This is a genomic window from Erwinia tracheiphila (assembly GCF_021365465.1).
In the GTDB taxonomy this organism is placed as follows: domain Bacteria; phylum Pseudomonadota; class Gammaproteobacteria; order Enterobacterales; family Enterobacteriaceae; genus Erwinia; species Erwinia tracheiphila.
In genome coordinates this window covers 4305337-4321122 of record NZ_CP089932.1, presented here as the reverse complement: position 1 = coordinate 4321122, position 15786 = coordinate 4305337, and the positions used below count along the sequence as shown (strand labels likewise).

Here is a 15786-nt window from a genome sequence, read left to right as displayed (position 1 = left end):
TTTTAAATGGAACTTTCCCAGGCCCTCGGCATCATCAATGCCGCCACTCCTGAGCGCGCCCGTAGTCTCGCCGACCTTATTCCTCCCGAGCTTATTCAGCAGGCGCTCACCCTGACCGATACCGTTACTTTGCGTAAACGTAAACTTTCCCTCGAATCCATGATTTGGCTTGTCGTTGGGATGTCCATTTTTTGCGATCGTCCGATGACCGAAATCGTCAATCTGATGGATATTACTGACCGGACCGGAGCTCCCTTTACCGCACGCAGCGCTGTCATTCAGCGCCGTAAGACTCTGGGTGAAAATGCAGTGCGGGAGCTTTTTGATATCACACAGCAGCACTGGAATCAGCAGGCTGCACATCCAAAATGGCACGGTCTGAATCTGTTTGCTGTCGACGGCGTGGTCTGGCGTACCGCCGATACGCCGGAAAACAGAGCCGTCTTCAGTAAACACAGCAGCCAGTACGGCGAAGGCGGCTATCCTCAGGTGCGAATGGTTTGTCTGATGGAGCTGAGCAGCCATCTGATCGCCGCCAGTGCATTCGACAGTGAAAAAGTCAGTGAAATGCGGCTGGCTGAGCACCTGACGGAGAAAACCCCGAATAACAGTATCACCCTGTTCGATAAGGGATTTTATTCGATGGGTCTGCTTCATCACTGGCAGACAGCAGGAGAACACCGTCACTGGTTGTTGCCGTTGAAAAAACACGTACAGTATCAGGTGGTTCGCCGTTTGGGGCGTGGAGATGAACTGATATGCCTGAAAACCAGTCCACGAGCCAGGAAGCAATGGCCAGGGGTCCCGGAAGAAATGGTGGCAAGACTGCTGACCCGCAGGGTAGACGGTAAAGAGAGGCAGGTGCTGACGTCACTGACAGACCCGAATCGCTATCCGGGTAAAGATATCAGCGAGCTATATCGCCACCGCTGGGAAACAGAACTGGGCTACCGGGAAGCAAAGCAGGGTATGCTGGACAGCCGGTGGACATTACGCAGTCGCCTGCCGGAGCTGGTGAGACAGGAGCTATGGGGGGTACTGCTGGCTTATAACCTGGTGCGATATCAGATGGTGCAGATGGCGTTCCATCTGAAAGGAGATTACCTGCCTTACCAGCTGAGCTTCAGTGGAGCGATAAGCGAAATAATCCGGATGCTGATAACCCTGCCCTGGGCTTCGCCGGGAAAAATGCCGGGAGAACTGAGAACCCTGTATGAACAGGCGAAATGGCTTGTGTTACCGGGTAGAAGAGAGCGAAGTTACCCGAGAGAGTTGAGGGTAAAGAGCAGGAAATATCCGGATAAAAAGGTTGCTGGTCACCTTAAGTGACCAGCATTAACCTTCCGGTCGGCGTTTTTTTTCATCTGTGGAAAATCAGTTGTTAATTGAGTGAATGCGGGGGGATTTCGCACAGTGAGGCCTGTTAATCACTGTAAAGGAAACCCCGGATGAAATTTCAACCCCGTTATAAGACCCTGCCTGTTGTTCTGCCGCTGCTTCTATTGGCCGGCTGTTCCTCTTCACCTCAGAAACTACAGCAGCGTGAAGCCGCTGTACCCACGCCTTCCGTGGCTGTCACCCGCAATGTTCAGACTGTCGCGCCTGATGAATATGCCAGAACGCCGGAGGTGGTGCGTTATGACCGTTATCTGCTGGTCAGCACGGATCCGATGGCTGCCCAGCGCGATCCGCTGTCGCAGATTATTGATATTCGTATCCCGTCATCCCTGCATCCGACAGTGGCGGATGCCCTGCGCTATACCCTGAAGCAGTCCGGTTATTCACTTTGCGCCACGGGACCGGCAAACGGCGTTCTGTACCGCCAGCCACTGCCGGCCGTGCAGTATCAACTGGGGCCCATGCGCCTGCGCACCGCTCTGCAGGTGATGGCCGGCCCTGCATGGCAGCTGGAGGTTGATGATGTTCAGCGTGTGGTCTGCCACAGCCTGCGTGACGGGTATCAGTTACCGGCCAGCCAGTTACCGCCTGTCCAGGCTCCTCGGACGACTCCCGTCCCGGTTAAGGGAGGGTTTCTGAAAAAATGAGCGAAACGAATATCACTGAATCTGTACCCACCAGAGGGAAGAGAGGCCGGTGGTCCTGGCGATCTGCTGTTATCACCTGTCTGTGCCTGACGATGGTGGCGGCTGGTTTTGTATTGTATGTGCTGGTCAGCGGCGTGACCGACCTGGATACCCGCCTTTCACGACTCGAAGCGCAGGACAATACCGCGACAACCGCCGAGACGTTATCCACCCTTCAGTCGCAGATTTCAACGCTGCAGGCCGGGCTGGCCGATAACCAGCAGCGTGTGGAGACTTTGAAGAAAGCGGCTGAAACCCGGACCGAGCCTTCACAGGAGCTGGCATCGTTGCAGGCATCTGCTGCACGTCTGCAACAGGCACAGCAGGAGATGGCGGCCCGGCTGAGTGCGCTTGCTGAACAGCTGAATGCCCTGAAAACGGTACCGGCTGCTGCGATTCCGGCTCAGGAAAAAACAACGACAGGCGTCAAAAAGCCTCTACCCGTTAAACCCCGTTCGACGGCTGTTGTTGTGCACCATGCACCGTTTGTGCTGACTGGCGTGGAAAGACGAGGCGCGGAGTCGTGGGCGGCGGTGGCTCCCCGGGGTTACCACAGCCTGTCGCAGATAGCGCTTATCGGGGAAGGGGAAACGGTCTCCGGCTGGACGCTGGTTCGTGCCGGTTACAGCGAAGCGACTTTCCGTGTCAACGGGCGCCTGACTGCCCTTAAGGTGGAGTAAGCCATCATGCAATTGAAACTGACTTTTCTGGCGCTGGTCATGCTGGGTTCGCAGGCTCTGGCGGGCACAGATATCTCCGTCGTTGAAAACTCGCAAACCACACAGAGCCAGACGCAGTCCCTGCAGCAGAAAGCTGGCGAATGGGGGCTAAGCCCGGAGGATTACCAGCGGTATCAGCAACTGATGAATGGCCCCAGGGGGATTCAGTCCCCGGGGCTGGACCCACTCTCGGCGCTGGGGATTGAGGCCCGCACGCCGGCAGAGCGCCGCCAGTATGCGGAAAAATGGGTTAAAGAGGAATTTGCCCGTACGCAAAAAGAACTGGATTTCCAGCGGGAAATCAATACGGCATGGCAACGGCTTTATCCGGACAGACTGCCGGTGAATCTGGGGAATGCTGCCGGTGTTGCCCGGGATACCGGGGGGCGTCTGGCGTTGTTCGTTAAGTCGAAGAACTGTCCGACCTGCGATGCGCGGCTGTCTGCGGTGCTCAGTGACAATCGTCCGGTTGATATTTACCTGGTCGACAGCGAGGGGAGTGACGAAAAGTTACGCCAGTGGGCCCGTGCTCACCGTATCCCGGCGGAAAAAGTCCGTTCCCGCCAGATTACGCTGAACCATGACGGTGGCCGCTGGCTGCGCTTTGGCGACGGAATGATGCCGGTGTTGCTGCAACAGGGAGAAAAAGGATGGCATATCGCCGCATTCTGATCGCCCTGATGCTGGCTGTAAGTGGCAGTGCAACGGCAACTGGTGAGACTGTACCGGAAGGGTATATCCGGGTGGCCGTTGCGCACGGGGTACCGCCGGAAGCGCTCTATTCTGTCTCGCTGACGGAAACCGCCATGGCGCCACGATCAATTGCTGCGGTGGTCAGGCAGAAGACAAATCTGCCTGCTGTGAGCCGTCCCTGGCCGTGGACGATTAATGTGGCGGGTAAGGGATACCGCTACGCCAGCCGTCTGGAGGCCTGGCAGGCGCTGCAGGTGTTTATGTCACGCTATTCCCCTAAACGTATTGATGTCGGTCTGGCTCAGGTAAACCTGGGCTGGAACGGGCATCACTTTGTGTCGACCTGGGCGGCGTTTGACCCGTACACCAACCTCAATGCCGCAGCCACCATTCTGCGTGAGTGCTGGGAGCGTAAACCGGGTAGCTGGCTGGATGCGGCCGGTTGTTATCACCATCCGGCGGGTGGGCAAGCTGCAGCACGATACAAAACTATCGTGGAGCGTCATCTTGTCCGTCTCAGCAGCACGACCCGCCAGCCCCCTTTGTTGCCGCCTTCTTTATTACCGCAGACAGTGGCAGCCATTGCCCCTGAACCTGGTTTTATCTGGACTGAACCCGGGAGTGAACCATGATGAAAAAACTGTTTTTAATGATGAGTCTTTTTCTTCCCCTGACGGGCCATGCCGGACTGAACGTCCTCGCTGACCTCGGTGGGGAGGATGCTTCGTCTTATTTTGACGGCATTAATAAACAACCCAGCCTGCCGGAGGCGTCAACGGCAACCACACAGTCCCCCGTTTCTGCGATGGCAGCGATGTTTCCGGTCAGCACGCCGGAGATGACGCCGGGGACGGTGGAGGATCGTCCTCTGCAGTTGCCGGGCATTGGTGCGCTTTTCCTTATCGGTGATGACGAACAGTCACGGTACTGGCTGGCAGAGAATGCGCAGGCGCTAATTGCCCGGCATGCGGCAGGCATGATTGTCAGTGTTGACAGCGCGTCGGCGGTTGAGTCATTGCGGGATCTGGCTCCCGGTGTTCCGATGGCACCAGCATCCGGCTCTGAGCTGGCCCGCCGTCTGCAGTTGCGGCATTACCCGGTGCTGATCACAGATACCGGATTGTCCCGACAGGTACGGCCGTGATGAGCGCACTGCAACTGAGTGCTGCACTGCTGGTCAACCCGTTACCGGCCCTGCTTCTGGCGGGGCTGTTTATCGTGGTGATGCTGCGTCTGAGTTTTCGTCAGCGGGAGAAAGCCAGCGTTCGTCGCCACCGTTGCTATCAGGCTGCGGCGGCACGGGTGCTGGAAAAACTGGGCACTCTCCCGGGGGACGGACAGCGTATGCGGTATCTGCGCAAAATTAACCCTTATGTGTTTGAGGAACTGCTGTTGCTGGCACTGGAACGACAGGGGTTGACAGTGGTTCGTAATGCGTCTTACAGCGGGGATGGCGGCACTGATGGACAGGTCATTATTGATGACGAATGCTGGTTGATCCAGGCCAAACGCTACAGCCGGGCGATTACGCCAGCCCATATTCGCGACTTTGACCAGCTTCTTGAACAGCGTACCTGCTGCGGTTTTTTCATTCACACCGGGCGGACCGGACACATGAGTCGGGCGGTCTGCTCCACCTCTCCGCGTCTTTTTATCATCAGCGGCCAGCGCTTGCTGGATCTGCTTGCCGGCCGACATGGCTGGCTGTCAGGTTGTTCATATTTTCAGAGGACATCTGTATGACATTTTCTTTACAGCGTTTACTGCGGACCGGCTGTCTCAGCCTCGCCCGTTTACTTTTTTTGTGGCCGGCGTTACTGACCGGAGGTGTGATGCTGGTGATGGCCTTCTTGTCGCATCAGGGGGGCGTCGCATCGCGGCTGGATTATTACACGTATGAGGCTGCCCGCTGGCGCAACGCACCGGAGGGGAGCCTTATGGTGCGGCGCTGTATTGATGCCGCTGCGGACAATGCCGTATTCCCTGTAGCACCGCTGAGCGGAGATGAATGGCGTGCGATGGCTACACGGGAAACTGACTGCCCGACAGTGGCGGAACCGTTTGAACAGGCAGCTGAAAACGATATCCGTGCATTACACCTGCTGATGAAAATTGTTCTGGTGATCAGCGTTTGCCTGGAACTGTTTATGACGGTTCGTGCTCGTAGGGAAAGGGGGCACAGTGGCGCGGTGGCGCATGTTCGCATGGCAAAGGGCGGCGTCCGTATCGTCAGGGAGGAAGATAATGAGTAACCGCTACGTGATTGAAGCCCTGCTGCGTCCGGCGGTTGAGCTGAATACTGCTGTCGTGGCCGGTATGGCGGCATATGTTTGTGTACAGGCTCCCTGGGCTGTGGCGATGGCACCTTCAGTCAGTTATGTGACCGCGTCTGGCTTCGCGGTGTTATCCGTTGTGCGTGCCCGGCAGGGGATGAAGATCCTTCGTTATCGCCGCAATCTGACCCGGCTCCCCCGCTACGTCATGAGCGCCGGGCAGATACCGGTCAGCCGTCAGCGCCTGTTTCTGGGGCGCGGGTTTCGCTGGACGCAAAAACACACCCAACGACTGCAGGATACGCTACGTCCGGAAGTGGCGAAGTACCTGCAGCCGGGCTGGCTGTATCAGACCGCTCGTTGGCTGGAAATGAGGACGGAGCATTCAGCGCCGGGGCTGGGAAAACTGCTGCGTACGGATTCGCCCCTGAACCCGGTTCGCCCATTGCCGCCAGTGGGTGGTAATCCGGTACTGCACGGCATAGAGCCGGATGAGCAGGATGTCTGGCTGGCGCTGCTGGAGCGTGTCGGGCATACCATCGTCTATGGCACCACCCGCGTGGGAAAAACACGCCTGGCAGAGCTGCTGGTTACCCAGGATATCCGTCGTGGTGAAGTCACCATTGTTTTTGACCCGAAGGGCGATGCCGATCTGATGAAGCGAGTCTGGGCTGAAGCACACCGTGCTGGCCGGGGTGATGCGCTGTATATTTTCCATCTGGGCTGGCCTGAAATATCTGCCCGCTATAACGCAGTAGGACGTTTTGGTCGTGTTTCCGAAGTGGCGTCCCGCGTGGCGGGGCAGTTGTCGGGAGAGGGGAACAGCGCGGCGTTTCGCGAGTTTGCCTGGCGGTTCGTCAACATTATCGCCCGGGCCCTGGTAGCACTGGGCGAGCGTCCGGATTACACGCTGATTATGCGCTATGTGAACAATATCGCCGATCTGTATATCCGTTACGCTGAGAAGGTTATCCGTGAGCAGCTTCCCTCGCTGCAGGCACAAATTCAGAATAACGAGCAGGTTCTGGGGGATGATGATGTCCCGCGGAATATGCAGGGGCAGCCGGATGCGGTACGTATCTGGTCCATTGAGGTGGCACTCAGTTCAGAAGAGGGGAAGCAGTTGTATGATCCCATTCTGGATGGTCTGCGTAGCGCGGTACGCTATGACCGTACCTATTTTGATAAAATAGTGGCTTCCCTGCTGCCTTTGCTGGAGAAACTGACAACCGGGAAAACCGCAGAGCTGCTGGCACCGGACTATCTGGATATGAGCGATTCACGACCGATTTTTGACTGGGAGCAGATAATCCGCAAAAAGGCCGTGGTGTATATCGGCCTCGATGCGCTCAGCGACAGTGAAGTGGCCAGCGCCGTGGGAAACTCCATGTTTGCCGATCTGGTGAGCGTGGCGGGTCATATCTACAAGCACGGTATTCATGCCGGGCTACCGGGAGAGGGGGAGAGCAAGGTCCCGATTAACCTGCACTGTGATGAATTCAATGAGCTGATGGGGGATGAATTTATCCCGCTTATTAACAAAGGGGGCGGTGCCGGCATGCAGGTGACGGCCTACACCCAGACCTCATCGGATATTGAGGCCCGGATCGGCAATGCGGCCAAAACGGCTCAGGTTCAGGGCAACTTCAACAATCTGATTATGTTACGTGTCAGGGAGAACCGTACCGCCGAACTCCTGACCACGCAGCTGCCGCAGGTGGAGATTTACACCAAGACGCTGGTCTCTGGTCATCAGGATACCGATATCAGTGCGGGCCAGGATTTTACCTCCAGTACGCAGGATCGTGTCGGGACGGTCAAGGTGCCGTTGCTGGAGCCGGCTGATGTGGTAACACTACCGAAAGGGCAGGCATTCGCCCTGCTGGAAGGCGGGCAATTGTGGAAAATCCGCATGCCGCTGCCTGCCGGTGATGTGGATGATAAACTGATGCCGCAGAGTATAGCGAAAATTGCCGAGGAAATGCGCCGCAATTATCACAGTGGTGAAGCGTGGTGGAATGATGCGCCAGTCATTGTGCCGACAGGAGGTGAACGTGGCTGAACCTCAGCGTAATAGTCCTCCTCCGCCCCGGCCGGAGAAGCCACATGGTTTGCTTTATAATGTGTTCTGGGGCTGGCCCTGGGCATTGATCGGCATGCTGCTGGGTTCGCTGATGTTGAGCCTGCTGATTGAGTACACCGGCATAGCGTTCTTCTGGCCGGAAGCGGGGGCAGCCCACAGTGAGGCGGTGATGAATACCGAACTGGGCTGGCTGTCGACAGAATTCACCCGTAGCCTGTTGCTGTCTGAGCCTTCTGTGACTGTTGTTAAATGGGTAACAGTAGCGTATCAGTGGCTGTTTGTTGACAGTGGGTTTACTGGCTGGATAAAGCAGCAGAATGTGTTGCAGACTGGCAGCGATAACGAGCTGACCCGTAATCTGAACAACTGGAGTGGGTGGCTCGCGGGCTATCTACATGAATATCTGATGGCGACCGTATGGATATGCGTGATTACCCTGGTACGGGTAACCATACTGGTTCTGTCAGTCCCGCTGTTTCTGATGGTGGTGCTGGTTTCGCTGGTCGAAGGGCTGGGACGCAGGGATCTTCGGCGCTATGGGGCGGGTTATGAAAGTTCGTTTGTTTATCACCATGCCAAAAAGATGGTGAAACCAGCGATCGTAGTACCCATGATGCTGTATCTTTCCTGGCCGACGGCGGTATACCCCAACCTGCTGCTGTTGCCTGCTGCCATATTGCTGGGTGTCGCTATCACGGTCACCACGGCTTCATTTAAGAAATATCTTTAGTTATCGGCGCTGGACGAAGGCGTACAAAACTTGTTTTTGTGCGTCTTCGTCAGCAGACAAGCCCCCGCAATAGCCATTCGCTGGCGCGTCAGCCTTATTTTGCTGTCGTTCCTGCCAGCATCGGTATTATCGGTGTCGTTTTGTCCGAAGTGCTGTTACGTCACAGAGGTAAACCTAATTTGACCGGCATCTCTATGAAGCGGACGTTCTGAACGTCAAGGGGTAGGTCAGTGCTTTTAGGGCCCGCGGCTTAGATCCCGTGGCAAGCCGCGGCTCGTTAAGCTTGGTGCCCCTGTATATCTCAGGAGCCGTTCAGTATGTTAACGATCCAACGAGGCTCATCAATCATAAGAGATTTATCTATCTCGATAGCATTGATGCGGATGTTGTATGTCCGAATAAGCCTTGCGAGACCTTCTCGGATTTTATCGCCATCATAGATAGCAATTTCTTCAATGTTGTTGCCGATGAAGGTTTCAGCTGCCTGGACAGCAATCTGCTCGGACATGCCAACGTTATCGGCCATCTGACGTGCAGCAATAACCTTGCTTTCAAGGGTCAGTATAACGGGCCTGTAACCTGCACGCTTGTTTTCAACACAACGTGTAATCAACTTTTCCATAGGGGCGGTGGTTACGTGGAATGCAGTTGTACCTACCTGAAAATCCCCCTCCCGGTCAGTGTGAAGATCTGCCGCATTGGCCCTGTCATTGCCGATTTTAACGTCGGGAAAGCGTAACTGAAGTTTGGCACCAATAAGATGCTGCAGTACCGCTCCGGTGGGTTTGTCGGAACGCTCCGCTGCTGCCTTAAGAATATCGCTTACTACAGAGGAAACTGGCTTACTGTAATCCAGGTCGACCGTTATCCTCTGTTTGTCAAAATAGTCCAGGCGCACACATTGTGTGAAAAACGCTTCAAGCTGATTTGAAACCAATGCAGCGTCGACGGGCTCATTTTCATTAACCTGAGTGTTGTTCAGCACATCCCGAAATGCTGCAGCAAGGAAGATAGTTCCTCTGGATGTGCGTCCCCCTTCACGAGTGAAAACACGGGTTTCGCCATGTTGTTCCAGAATCTTCGATATGGTAGAACCGCTGAGCCCTCGAACCTGGCTTTTACCCTCACTGTACAGGCGTTCGTCAGTAATGGGCATACCATCAGCCATCATGCGTGAGACAATCAGTCCTGCATTCATAACGTTGGTATTTATTGAACCACTCTTGGCTCGCTCTCCTTCGTACCAGGATTTTGCCGCTGCAAGGTATGCTTCGGTGTAACTCAACTTATCCATTCACTTTTATTCCCTGTGATTTTTTTGCCGCCTCCAGATGCGGAAGGATCATATGCCTGGCCACCCAGCCAACAACAGGAACCGCGACGGCGTCCCCGAAACCATATTGAATCTGAGAGTCACGCATATTTTCCAGTGTGTACCACCCAGCCCCCATCAGACGTGCATACTCAAGCCCGGTCATCCATCTGATTTTTAGCGTCCCCTGACCCATGATCACAACTGCCTGTTTGGAGGAGCCACCTCGCGCTGTGCGTAAGCACCCGGAAATATCTTCTGCTCTCATTTCCCATACAGGAATGCCACTACGTGTGCGGCGATAGGCTGTGCGGGCAGTTGTACTGTCCAGAGCGACAAAGTGTTCTAACCTTTCACGCTGGACTGTTGTCATCGACTCTTTAAAAAGTGCAACTTTGTCAGCATTCCACCACCGCGAATCACTGTCAGCCATAGTCTCAATCTCTTGAGTGAAGCCATGGCTCAATAGATCAGGTGCTTTGGGTAAAGGCATCATGAAAGTACGTACTTCAGGGTCTTTATGTAGCCAGGAAAGCCAGTCCGGCCTCAGGCACGAATCCTGCTCACCGCCATCAATTGGATTTTTTGCGCCTATAATGAATAGCCGAGGCCGGGACTGTGGCACAAAACGTCGGGCGTCCAGGGTGATAGCATCAACTGCATAACCTAATGTGTTAAACTCTTTAACCGCAGCTCTCAAATCTTCTCTGTTATGGGATGAGGCAAGACCGGTGACATTTTCAAGAACGATCACTTCAGGTCTGCGCTCATTCATGCCAGCAAGTAGATCAGTAAAACCGAAAAAAGCGGATGATTCCCGGCCTCCCCTTAGGCCTACTCGCTTACCAGCCAGACTGAGGTCCGTACAGGGTGAGGAGGCCCAGGCAACATCTGCGACCGGCAGGTCTTCGCTTTTCAGGGTATGAATGTCTGCCAGCAAAAGTTTGTGAGATTTCCAATGGCCTTCGTACATCGATTTTTTGTTCAGGTCATAGTCATTAGACCAAACAGTTTTAATTCCCACTTGTTCCATTCCGGCTCTCGCCAGGCCGATACCCGCAAAGAATTCCAGCGCGGTCCATTCGTAATCGCTCCGAATCGGTATTATGTTCACTCAATGTCTCCCGTTTCTATGGGTGTATCATCCCATAAAGTGATCAGACAGGCACTTACTCTCTGTAGAACGCCATTTTTTGATTTTATAGCGTAGCCATTTTCCCTGCATGGTGTGTCCATGTTGACTTAGATGTTCAGCTGGCAAATATGTATCGCAGTGAACAATACCGAACAACTTCAGTCTCCGTATGATCGACATCATCGTCCTTCTCACTGTTGCCAGCATTGTTTATTTTTCTGCATAAATTTTCAAAAACGCAAATAGAGTTTATCGCTGACCAGCCCTCCCGGGCTGCGCATTCTGTACGCACCTGTTAATCCTCAAGGAGGTGCGTATGAACCATCCCCGTCCGGCCTGGAGATATATTACCTGCATACCGGGCATCACCGGTCTGTTGCTGTTGGCCACATTGTCCACGACTGTACAGGCGGCAGAAAAAGACGAGCTTGCCTCAGCCCAGCGCCAGCTGGATCAGGTGCAGGCCTCGCTTGAACGTGCCCGTGTAGCGGCGGCCCAGGCCGATCCTGCTGAGCAAGGGCGTTTCTTTTTTGACTACCGTCAGGCCACATCCGATTTAAACACCATTCGTGCCGGTATTGACCGCTATCTGGAGCCATCCCGGTCCCAACCCCGGGCTTCATCTGTCAGCGGCAATTATCGTCGGGAGCGTCCCTGATGGGAATGACCTCCGCACAATCCACAGCCTTTAAAGCTGCCTCCGGCAATGTCGAGGTCAGCATTCTGCACCTGGTCTGCATCGGTGTGTTGCTGGCCTTTCTGTTTTTGTGGGCCGCATGGGCACTGTCCGATGTGTGGACCGGCTGGAGTAACGAGAAAGTTCGGAATGCTGCGCTGGGTCGCTTTGCTATCCGGGCCGTGCTCCTGCTGGTTGTGAGTATCTGGATGTTTGCCAGTTGAATTAATCAATCAATTTCTGGAGAAAAATTTATGTATCACTTTGCGTCTGTTGCCACCCGCGTGCGTCGTGGTATTGACCGCGTTATTAACCGTACGTTCACGCTGGTGCTTCTGGTCTGGCTGACCTGTAAATCCGCATTTGCTGACCTGCCAACGGTTGAAGCGCCAACCTCTAATGGCGGATCTGGTCTGATGGGACAGATCAAAGGCTATCTGCAGGATGGTGTCGTTATTGGCGGACTGGTGGTGGCGGCCATTGCGTTCATTAATGTGGCGATTGCTGCAGTCCATACCTTTACCGAGGTCCGGAATGAGAAGTCAACCTGGACGAAGTTTGGCTCCATCATCGTAGTGGGGGTGGTGTTACTGGTTGCTGTTATCTGGCTGCTGGGCAAGTCCGCCGACATTATTCTCTGAGGCGACCCCATGCAGACCATTCGCTTTTTACCTGACCGTCTGAACAGTGAACCGGTGGTGTTTCGCGGATTCACTACACCGGAGATGGGGCTTGCCGCCCTAGCCGGTCTGGGCGTGGGTCTGCTCCTGTCTCTGCCATTTATTCCTCTTGCCGGCTGGGTCATTATCCCGACCGGCATGTTACTGGCACCGTTACTGGTTATCGGTTTCGGTGGCCGGTGGCTGAGCCGCATTAAACGCGGCAAGCCGGAAAACTATATCTGGCAGCGGCTGGAGGCGTTCAAACGTCGTCACAGCCTGGGCAACCCGACACTGATCGTTGATGCCCGGGGATGGTCCCTGAAACGAACCGGGAGAGAAAAATGAGCCGTTTTCGTCATGCGGTCAAAGACCGGGATCAGCATATTCTGACACTGCGTATTGCCTGCGGTGTGCTGGCCTTTTTCCTGTTAATCACCTGCGCCGGCTGGATGCTGGCCCCAAACAAACTGACTGTCCATAACCCACCTGATTTACGTACTGGCAGTACCCGACCCTGGTGGGAAGTACCGGCGTCATCGGTCTATTCCTTTGCCTTCTATATTTTCCAGCAGCTCAACGCCTGGCCGAAAAATGGTGAAGTGGATTATCCGGCAAAAATTCATGCGTTGTCAGCCTATCTGACGCCGGGTTGCCAGGACTATCTGAATGCCGAGGCCAGGAAAAGAAGCAACGCCGGTGAACTGACTGACCGTGTTCGCGTGGTTTATGAAATCCCCGGCCGTGGTTATCAGTCGAAGAGTGTCAGCGTTATCAGCAGAGACAGCTGGGTGGTACGTCTCGACCTGGTGGCGGATGAGTATTTTCATGCTGAACCGGTAAAACGCGCCCTGGTCCGTTATCCACTGAAAGTTGTGCGCTGGGAGGGGGATGCTGAACGCAATCCGTTTGGTCTGGCGCTGGACTGCTATGACGGTGTACCGCAGCGTCTGGAGGCTGCACCACCGACGGAAATTCCCGCGAAATCAGGAGTGTTTCAGTGATGAAGACCCGTAATGATACCCGCGCCGGGCTGATGGCGCTGTCCCTTTTGCTGTCGCCGCTGGTCTCTCTGAACAGCGAGCTGGCTAAGGCTGATGAATTTATGAAATGGGAGCGTATCCCGTTGCAAATCCCGCTGCAGGTGGGGCTGGAACGGGTGGTATTTGTGGATAAAAATGTCCGGGTGGGTTTTCCTCCGGCACTCAACGGTAAGCTGCGTGTGCAGAGTACCGGCGGGGCTGTCTACCTGAAGGCCGACAGCGCTTTTCCTCAGACGCGGGTGCAATTGCAGGATGTGGAAAGCGGTGAGGTTATTCTTCTCGATGTCACTGCCGGTGAAAAAGGTCCTTCCGAGCCCGTTCGTCTGGTCTACAGCGGTGAGGTGAACACGGTAAGCAGTGCGGCCGATACCCGTCGGCAGGCGGAAAACAGCAGCATCCAGCCGGGAAGTGATGACGGTACACAGGCGAAGCGTAAAAAGGTGCAATACAGCGCCCCCGTTCCGGTATTGCTGACCCGTTATGCTGCTCAAAGCCTGTATGCGCCGTTGCGTACGGTAGAAGCCGTGCCGGGTATCCGCCCGGTGAATCCGCATTTACCCAAACGCCTGACAACACTGTATCCGTCTGAAGCCATAACGGCCACGCCGCTGGCCGCCTGGGGCGTGGCAAATCGCGCCGTAGTGGCCGTCCGTCTGCAAAATACTGCCAGCCGCAGGATTGTACTGGATCCCCGGGCCCTGCAGGGACAGTTTGTCGCGGCGACGTTCCAGCACCGCTGGCTGGGGCCGGTGGGCACGCCGGAAGATACCACCACAGCCTATATCGTGACGGGCACGCGGCCGGAGAGCGCATTCATCGCTGAACCTTCCGTGGCACGTAAGGCTGTTCGTACCGCGAAGAAGGAGGTCAGCCATGCAGATTAAGTCCAATGCCATGGTGAAATTTATTGTTCCCGCAGTAGTGGTGGCGGGCCTGGCTGTGGGCCTGAAAAGCTGTAAAGGAGAGCGACCACCAGAGAATTCATCGGGTGATGTGACGACAGTACTGAAAAATCTCTCACAGGATGAGCTTAAGGCGCTCGGAGTGGAAGGTGATACGCCGGAAGATACTCTGCGCACACTGATAGGCCGGCTGAACGACGTTCGCGATCGCCAGAAAACACTGGATAAACAGAATGCTGATTTGCTGAAAGAGAATGAGCAACTGCGTAAGCGCGGCACTAATGTATCCGGGCAGGTTGACGAGGCTGTGCAGGGGCTGCGTAAGGAGTATGACAAACGTCAGCAGCAACTGCAGAACGAACAGACCAGCCTGCTGGCAAAAGTGCAGGCACTGTCTGAACAGCTGAAAACCACCGGCAGTGGTTCCGCAGGCGCAAAACCGGCTTCTGACAGCGATATTCCGCTGGGCCTCGGTCTGGATGGTCTGGGGGGCAGTACCCATGGTACCGCCATCCGGGGCGATGACGGGCTGATGTGGGTGACGCCAGGCGATCAAAAAGCTGTCGATCCGCGCGATGCTGCCAGTGGTAAGGCTTCGCCGCAATTTCCCACCTCCTTTCTGGACAACAACCCTCTGACCCGGCAGAAAGCGGCCTATGAGCAGCAGGTTAAGGGCCGCACGAACGAGAAGGGGGGGCAGGACAGCGCTGAACCCGTCTATACCCTGCCGGAAAACTCCACCCTGGTGGGCAGCCGGGCAATGACGGCGTTGTTAGGGCGCATTCCGATTAATGGCACTGTGACCGATCCGTACCCCTTCAAGGTGCTGATTGGTAAGGATAACCTCACGGCCAATGGTATTGAACTGCCGGATGTGGAGGGGGCGATTGTCTCCGGCAGCGCCAGCGGTGACTGGACTCTCTCCTGCGTTCGTGGGCAGGTGAACAGCATCACCTTCGTTTTTGCTGACGGTACGGTCCGTACCGTGCCCCAGCCAGACGTCAGTGGGAAAAACACCGGCAACGGCAATACGCAGAATAAAACCGGTACCGACGGCGGCATCGGCTGGATTTCGGATAATGACGGTATTCCCTGTATCAGCGGTACCCGCAAGTCTAACGCGTCAACGTATCTGCCTACTCTCTTTGCGCTCTCTGCTGCCGGCGCTGCCGGGGAAGCTCTCAGTGAGGGCCAGTACACCACGCAGAACAATGTTAACGGGATTTCATCCACGCTGACCGGCAGTGCCGGCGAAGCGGCGCTGGGGAAAGCCCTCTCAGGTGGCATGAGTGAGACCACTGACTGGGTTAAGCAGCGCTATGGGCAGACGTTTGACGCGATTTATGTGCCGCCGGGTGCGAAGCTGGCCGTGCATATCACCCGCCAGCTTGCCATTGACTATGAAGATAACGGCCGCAGGGTTCGCTACGATTTCACCCTCCCGGGTGGGGTCAGCGACAACGGCGGTCTGGACTGA

Annotated in this window: 19 protein-coding genes; 17 read left to right on the top strand and 2 right to left on the bottom strand. The window is 55.5% G+C overall.

Annotated elements, in window-relative coordinates; all coding sequences use genetic code 11:
* Nucleotides 1-6: 6 nt before the first annotated feature.
* The 10 genes from LU633_RS22320 to LU633_RS22275 all read left to right on the top strand — a co-directional run bounded on the left by LU633_RS22320 (nt 7) and on the right by LU633_RS22275 (nt 8582).
* The gene (locus tag LU633_RS22320) at nt 7-1329 is read left to right on the top strand and encodes an IS4 family transposase (protein WP_046371900.1); all 1323 of its coding nucleotides are present in this window, start codon (nt 7-9) and stop codon (nt 1327-1329) included.
* A gap of 119 nt (nt 1330-1448) precedes the next feature.
* Nucleotides 1449-2045: a PFGI-1 class ICE element type IV pilus protein PilL2 gene (gene pilL2, locus LU633_RS22315; protein ID WP_016190700.1), complete on the top strand. Its 597-nt coding sequence runs from the start codon at nt 1449-1451 to the stop codon at nt 2043-2045.
* Nucleotides 2042-2764: a hypothetical protein gene (locus tag LU633_RS22310; protein WP_016190701.1), complete on the top strand. Its 723-nt coding sequence runs from the start codon at nt 2042-2044 to the stop codon at nt 2762-2764. The genes pilL2 and LU633_RS22310 overlap by 4 nt, the downstream gene beginning before the upstream one ends.
* A 6-nt stretch (nt 2765-2770) precedes the next feature.
* The gene (locus LU633_RS22305; RefSeq protein ID WP_016190702.1) at nt 2771-3475 is read left to right on the top strand and encodes a TIGR03759 family integrating conjugative element protein; all 705 of its coding nucleotides are present in this window, start codon (nt 2771-2773) and stop codon (nt 3473-3475) included.
* On the top strand, nt 3454-4128 hold the full coding sequence (locus tag LU633_RS22300) for a transglycosylase SLT domain-containing protein (RefSeq protein WP_016190703.1): 675 nt from the start codon (nt 3454-3456) through the stop codon (nt 4126-4128). The genes LU633_RS22305 and LU633_RS22300 overlap by 22 nt, the downstream gene beginning before the upstream one ends.
* Nucleotides 4128-4640, top strand: a complete 513-nt coding sequence (locus tag LU633_RS22295; RefSeq protein WP_016190704.1) for an integrating conjugative element protein — start codon at nt 4128-4130, stop codon at nt 4638-4640. Before LU633_RS22300 ends, LU633_RS22295 begins: the two co-directional genes overlap by 1 nt.
* Entirely contained in the window at nt 4640-5239 is a 600-nt protein-coding gene (locus LU633_RS22290) for a restriction endonuclease (protein ID WP_016190705.1), read from the top strand. Before LU633_RS22295 ends, LU633_RS22290 begins: the two co-directional genes overlap by 1 nt.
* Nucleotides 5236-5748 carry a hypothetical protein gene (locus LU633_RS22285; protein WP_016190706.1) on the top strand — a complete coding sequence of 171 codons (513 nt, stop codon included), beginning with the start codon at nt 5236-5238 and terminating at the stop codon, nt 5746-5748. Before LU633_RS22290 ends, LU633_RS22285 begins: the two co-directional genes overlap by 4 nt.
* Nucleotides 5741-7831 carry a type IV conjugative transfer system coupling protein TraD gene (gene traD, locus LU633_RS22280; protein ID WP_016190707.1) on the top strand — a complete coding sequence of 697 codons (2091 nt, stop codon included), beginning with the start codon at nt 5741-5743 and terminating at the stop codon, nt 7829-7831. Before LU633_RS22285 ends, traD begins: the two co-directional genes overlap by 8 nt.
* A complete protein-coding gene (locus LU633_RS22275) occupies nt 7824-8582 on the top strand; it encodes a TIGR03747 family integrating conjugative element membrane protein (protein WP_016190708.1) in 759 nt (252 codons plus the stop codon). The genes traD and LU633_RS22275 overlap by 8 nt, the downstream gene beginning before the upstream one ends.
* A gap of 301 nt (nt 8583-8883) precedes the next feature.
* On the opposite strand, the gene LU633_RS22270 is transcribed toward LU633_RS22275, so the two are convergent.
* Together LU633_RS22270 and LU633_RS22265 are read right to left on the bottom strand one after the other, a co-directional pair.
* Nucleotides 8884-9876 (bottom strand): DUF4928 family protein, encoded by a 993-nt coding sequence (locus tag LU633_RS22270; RefSeq protein WP_016190709.1) that lies wholly within the window; start codon nt 9874-9876, stop codon nt 8884-8886.
* Entirely contained in the window at nt 9869-11008 is a 1140-nt protein-coding gene (locus LU633_RS22265) for a DNA cytosine methyltransferase (RefSeq protein WP_016190710.1), read from the bottom strand. Before LU633_RS22265 ends, LU633_RS22270 begins: the two co-directional genes overlap by 8 nt.
* Nucleotides 11009-11345: 337 nt before the next feature.
* On the opposite strand from LU633_RS22265, the gene LU633_RS22260 reads away from it, so the two are divergent.
* Genes LU633_RS22260 through LU633_RS22230 form a run of 7 tightly spaced genes read left to right on the top strand, consistent with a single transcriptional unit; the run spans nt 11346 to nt 15786 of the window.
* Entirely contained in the window at nt 11346-11687 is a 342-nt protein-coding gene (locus LU633_RS22260; protein WP_016190711.1) for an integrative conjugative element protein, RAQPRD family, read from the top strand.
* Entirely contained in the window at nt 11687-11929 is a 243-nt protein-coding gene (locus LU633_RS22255) for a TIGR03758 family integrating conjugative element protein (RefSeq protein WP_016190712.1), read from the top strand. Before LU633_RS22260 ends, LU633_RS22255 begins: the two co-directional genes overlap by 1 nt.
* A gap of 30 nt (nt 11930-11959) precedes the next feature.
* Complete coding sequence (locus LU633_RS22250; RefSeq protein WP_016190713.1) at nt 11960-12346, top strand: TIGR03745 family integrating conjugative element membrane protein; 387 nt, start codon at nt 11960-11962, stop codon at nt 12344-12346.
* Nucleotides 12347-12355: 9 nt separating this feature from the next.
* On the top strand, nt 12356-12712 hold the full coding sequence (locus LU633_RS22245) for a TIGR03750 family conjugal transfer protein (protein ID WP_016190714.1): 357 nt from the start codon (nt 12356-12358) through the stop codon (nt 12710-12712).
* A complete protein-coding gene (locus tag LU633_RS22240) occupies nt 12709-13368 on the top strand; it encodes a PFL_4703 family integrating conjugative element protein (RefSeq protein ID WP_016190715.1) in 660 nt (219 codons plus the stop codon). Before LU633_RS22245 ends, LU633_RS22240 begins: the two co-directional genes overlap by 4 nt.
* Nucleotides 13368-14291 carry a TIGR03749 family integrating conjugative element protein gene (locus LU633_RS22235; protein ID WP_016190716.1) on the top strand — a complete coding sequence of 308 codons (924 nt, stop codon included), beginning with the start codon at nt 13368-13370 and terminating at the stop codon, nt 14289-14291. Before LU633_RS22240 ends, LU633_RS22235 begins: the two co-directional genes overlap by 1 nt.
* A complete protein-coding gene (locus LU633_RS22230; protein WP_016190717.1) occupies nt 14281-15786 on the top strand; it encodes a TIGR03752 family integrating conjugative element protein in 1506 nt (501 codons plus the stop codon). Before LU633_RS22235 ends, LU633_RS22230 begins: the two co-directional genes overlap by 11 nt.

What these genes read in the sequence shown, in the direction of transcription:
- LU633_RS22305 (WP_016190702.1), top strand. Translation starts at nt 2,771, where the DNA reads ATGCAATTGAAACTGACTTTTCTGGCGCTGGTCATGCTGGGTTCGCAG.
- LU633_RS22320 (WP_046371900.1), top strand. Translation starts at nt 7, where the DNA reads ATGGAACTTTCCCAGGCCCTCGGCATCATCAATGCCGCCACTCCTGAG.
- LU633_RS22255 (WP_016190712.1), top strand. Translation starts at nt 11,687, where the DNA reads ATGGGAATGACCTCCGCACAATCCACAGCCTTTAAAGCTGCCTCCGGC.
- LU633_RS22260 (WP_016190711.1), top strand. Translation starts at nt 11,346, where the DNA reads ATGAACCATCCCCGTCCGGCCTGGAGATATATTACCTGCATACCGGGC.
- LU633_RS22270 (WP_016190709.1), bottom strand. Translation starts at nt 9,876, where the DNA reads ATGGATAAGTTGAGTTACACCGAAGCATACCTTGCAGCGGCAAAATCC.
- LU633_RS22300 (WP_016190703.1), top strand. Translation starts at nt 3,454, where the DNA reads ATGGCATATCGCCGCATTCTGATCGCCCTGATGCTGGCTGTAAGTGGC.
- LU633_RS22230 (WP_016190717.1), top strand. Translation starts at nt 14,281, where the DNA reads ATGCAGATTAAGTCCAATGCCATGGTGAAATTTATTGTTCCCGCAGTA.
- LU633_RS22310 (WP_016190701.1), top strand. Translation starts at nt 2,042, where the DNA reads ATGAGCGAAACGAATATCACTGAATCTGTACCCACCAGAGGGAAGAGA.
- LU633_RS22235 (WP_016190716.1), top strand. Translation starts at nt 13,368, where the DNA reads ATGAAGACCCGTAATGATACCCGCGCCGGGCTGATGGCGCTGTCCCTT.
- pilL2 (WP_016190700.1), top strand. Translation starts at nt 1,449, where the DNA reads ATGAAATTTCAACCCCGTTATAAGACCCTGCCTGTTGTTCTGCCGCTG.
- LU633_RS22295 (WP_016190704.1), top strand. Translation starts at nt 4,128, where the DNA reads ATGAAAAAACTGTTTTTAATGATGAGTCTTTTTCTTCCCCTGACGGGC.
- traD (WP_016190707.1), top strand. Translation starts at nt 5,741, where the DNA reads ATGAGTAACCGCTACGTGATTGAAGCCCTGCTGCGTCCGGCGGTTGAG.
- LU633_RS22250 (WP_016190713.1), top strand. Translation starts at nt 11,960, where the DNA reads ATGTATCACTTTGCGTCTGTTGCCACCCGCGTGCGTCGTGGTATTGAC.
- LU633_RS22240 (WP_016190715.1), top strand. Translation starts at nt 12,709, where the DNA reads ATGAGCCGTTTTCGTCATGCGGTCAAAGACCGGGATCAGCATATTCTG.
- LU633_RS22290 (WP_016190705.1), top strand. Translation starts at nt 4,640, where the DNA reads ATGAGCGCACTGCAACTGAGTGCTGCACTGCTGGTCAACCCGTTACCG.
- LU633_RS22245 (WP_016190714.1), top strand. Translation starts at nt 12,356, where the DNA reads ATGCAGACCATTCGCTTTTTACCTGACCGTCTGAACAGTGAACCGGTG.
- LU633_RS22285 (WP_016190706.1), top strand. Translation starts at nt 5,236, where the DNA reads ATGACATTTTCTTTACAGCGTTTACTGCGGACCGGCTGTCTCAGCCTC.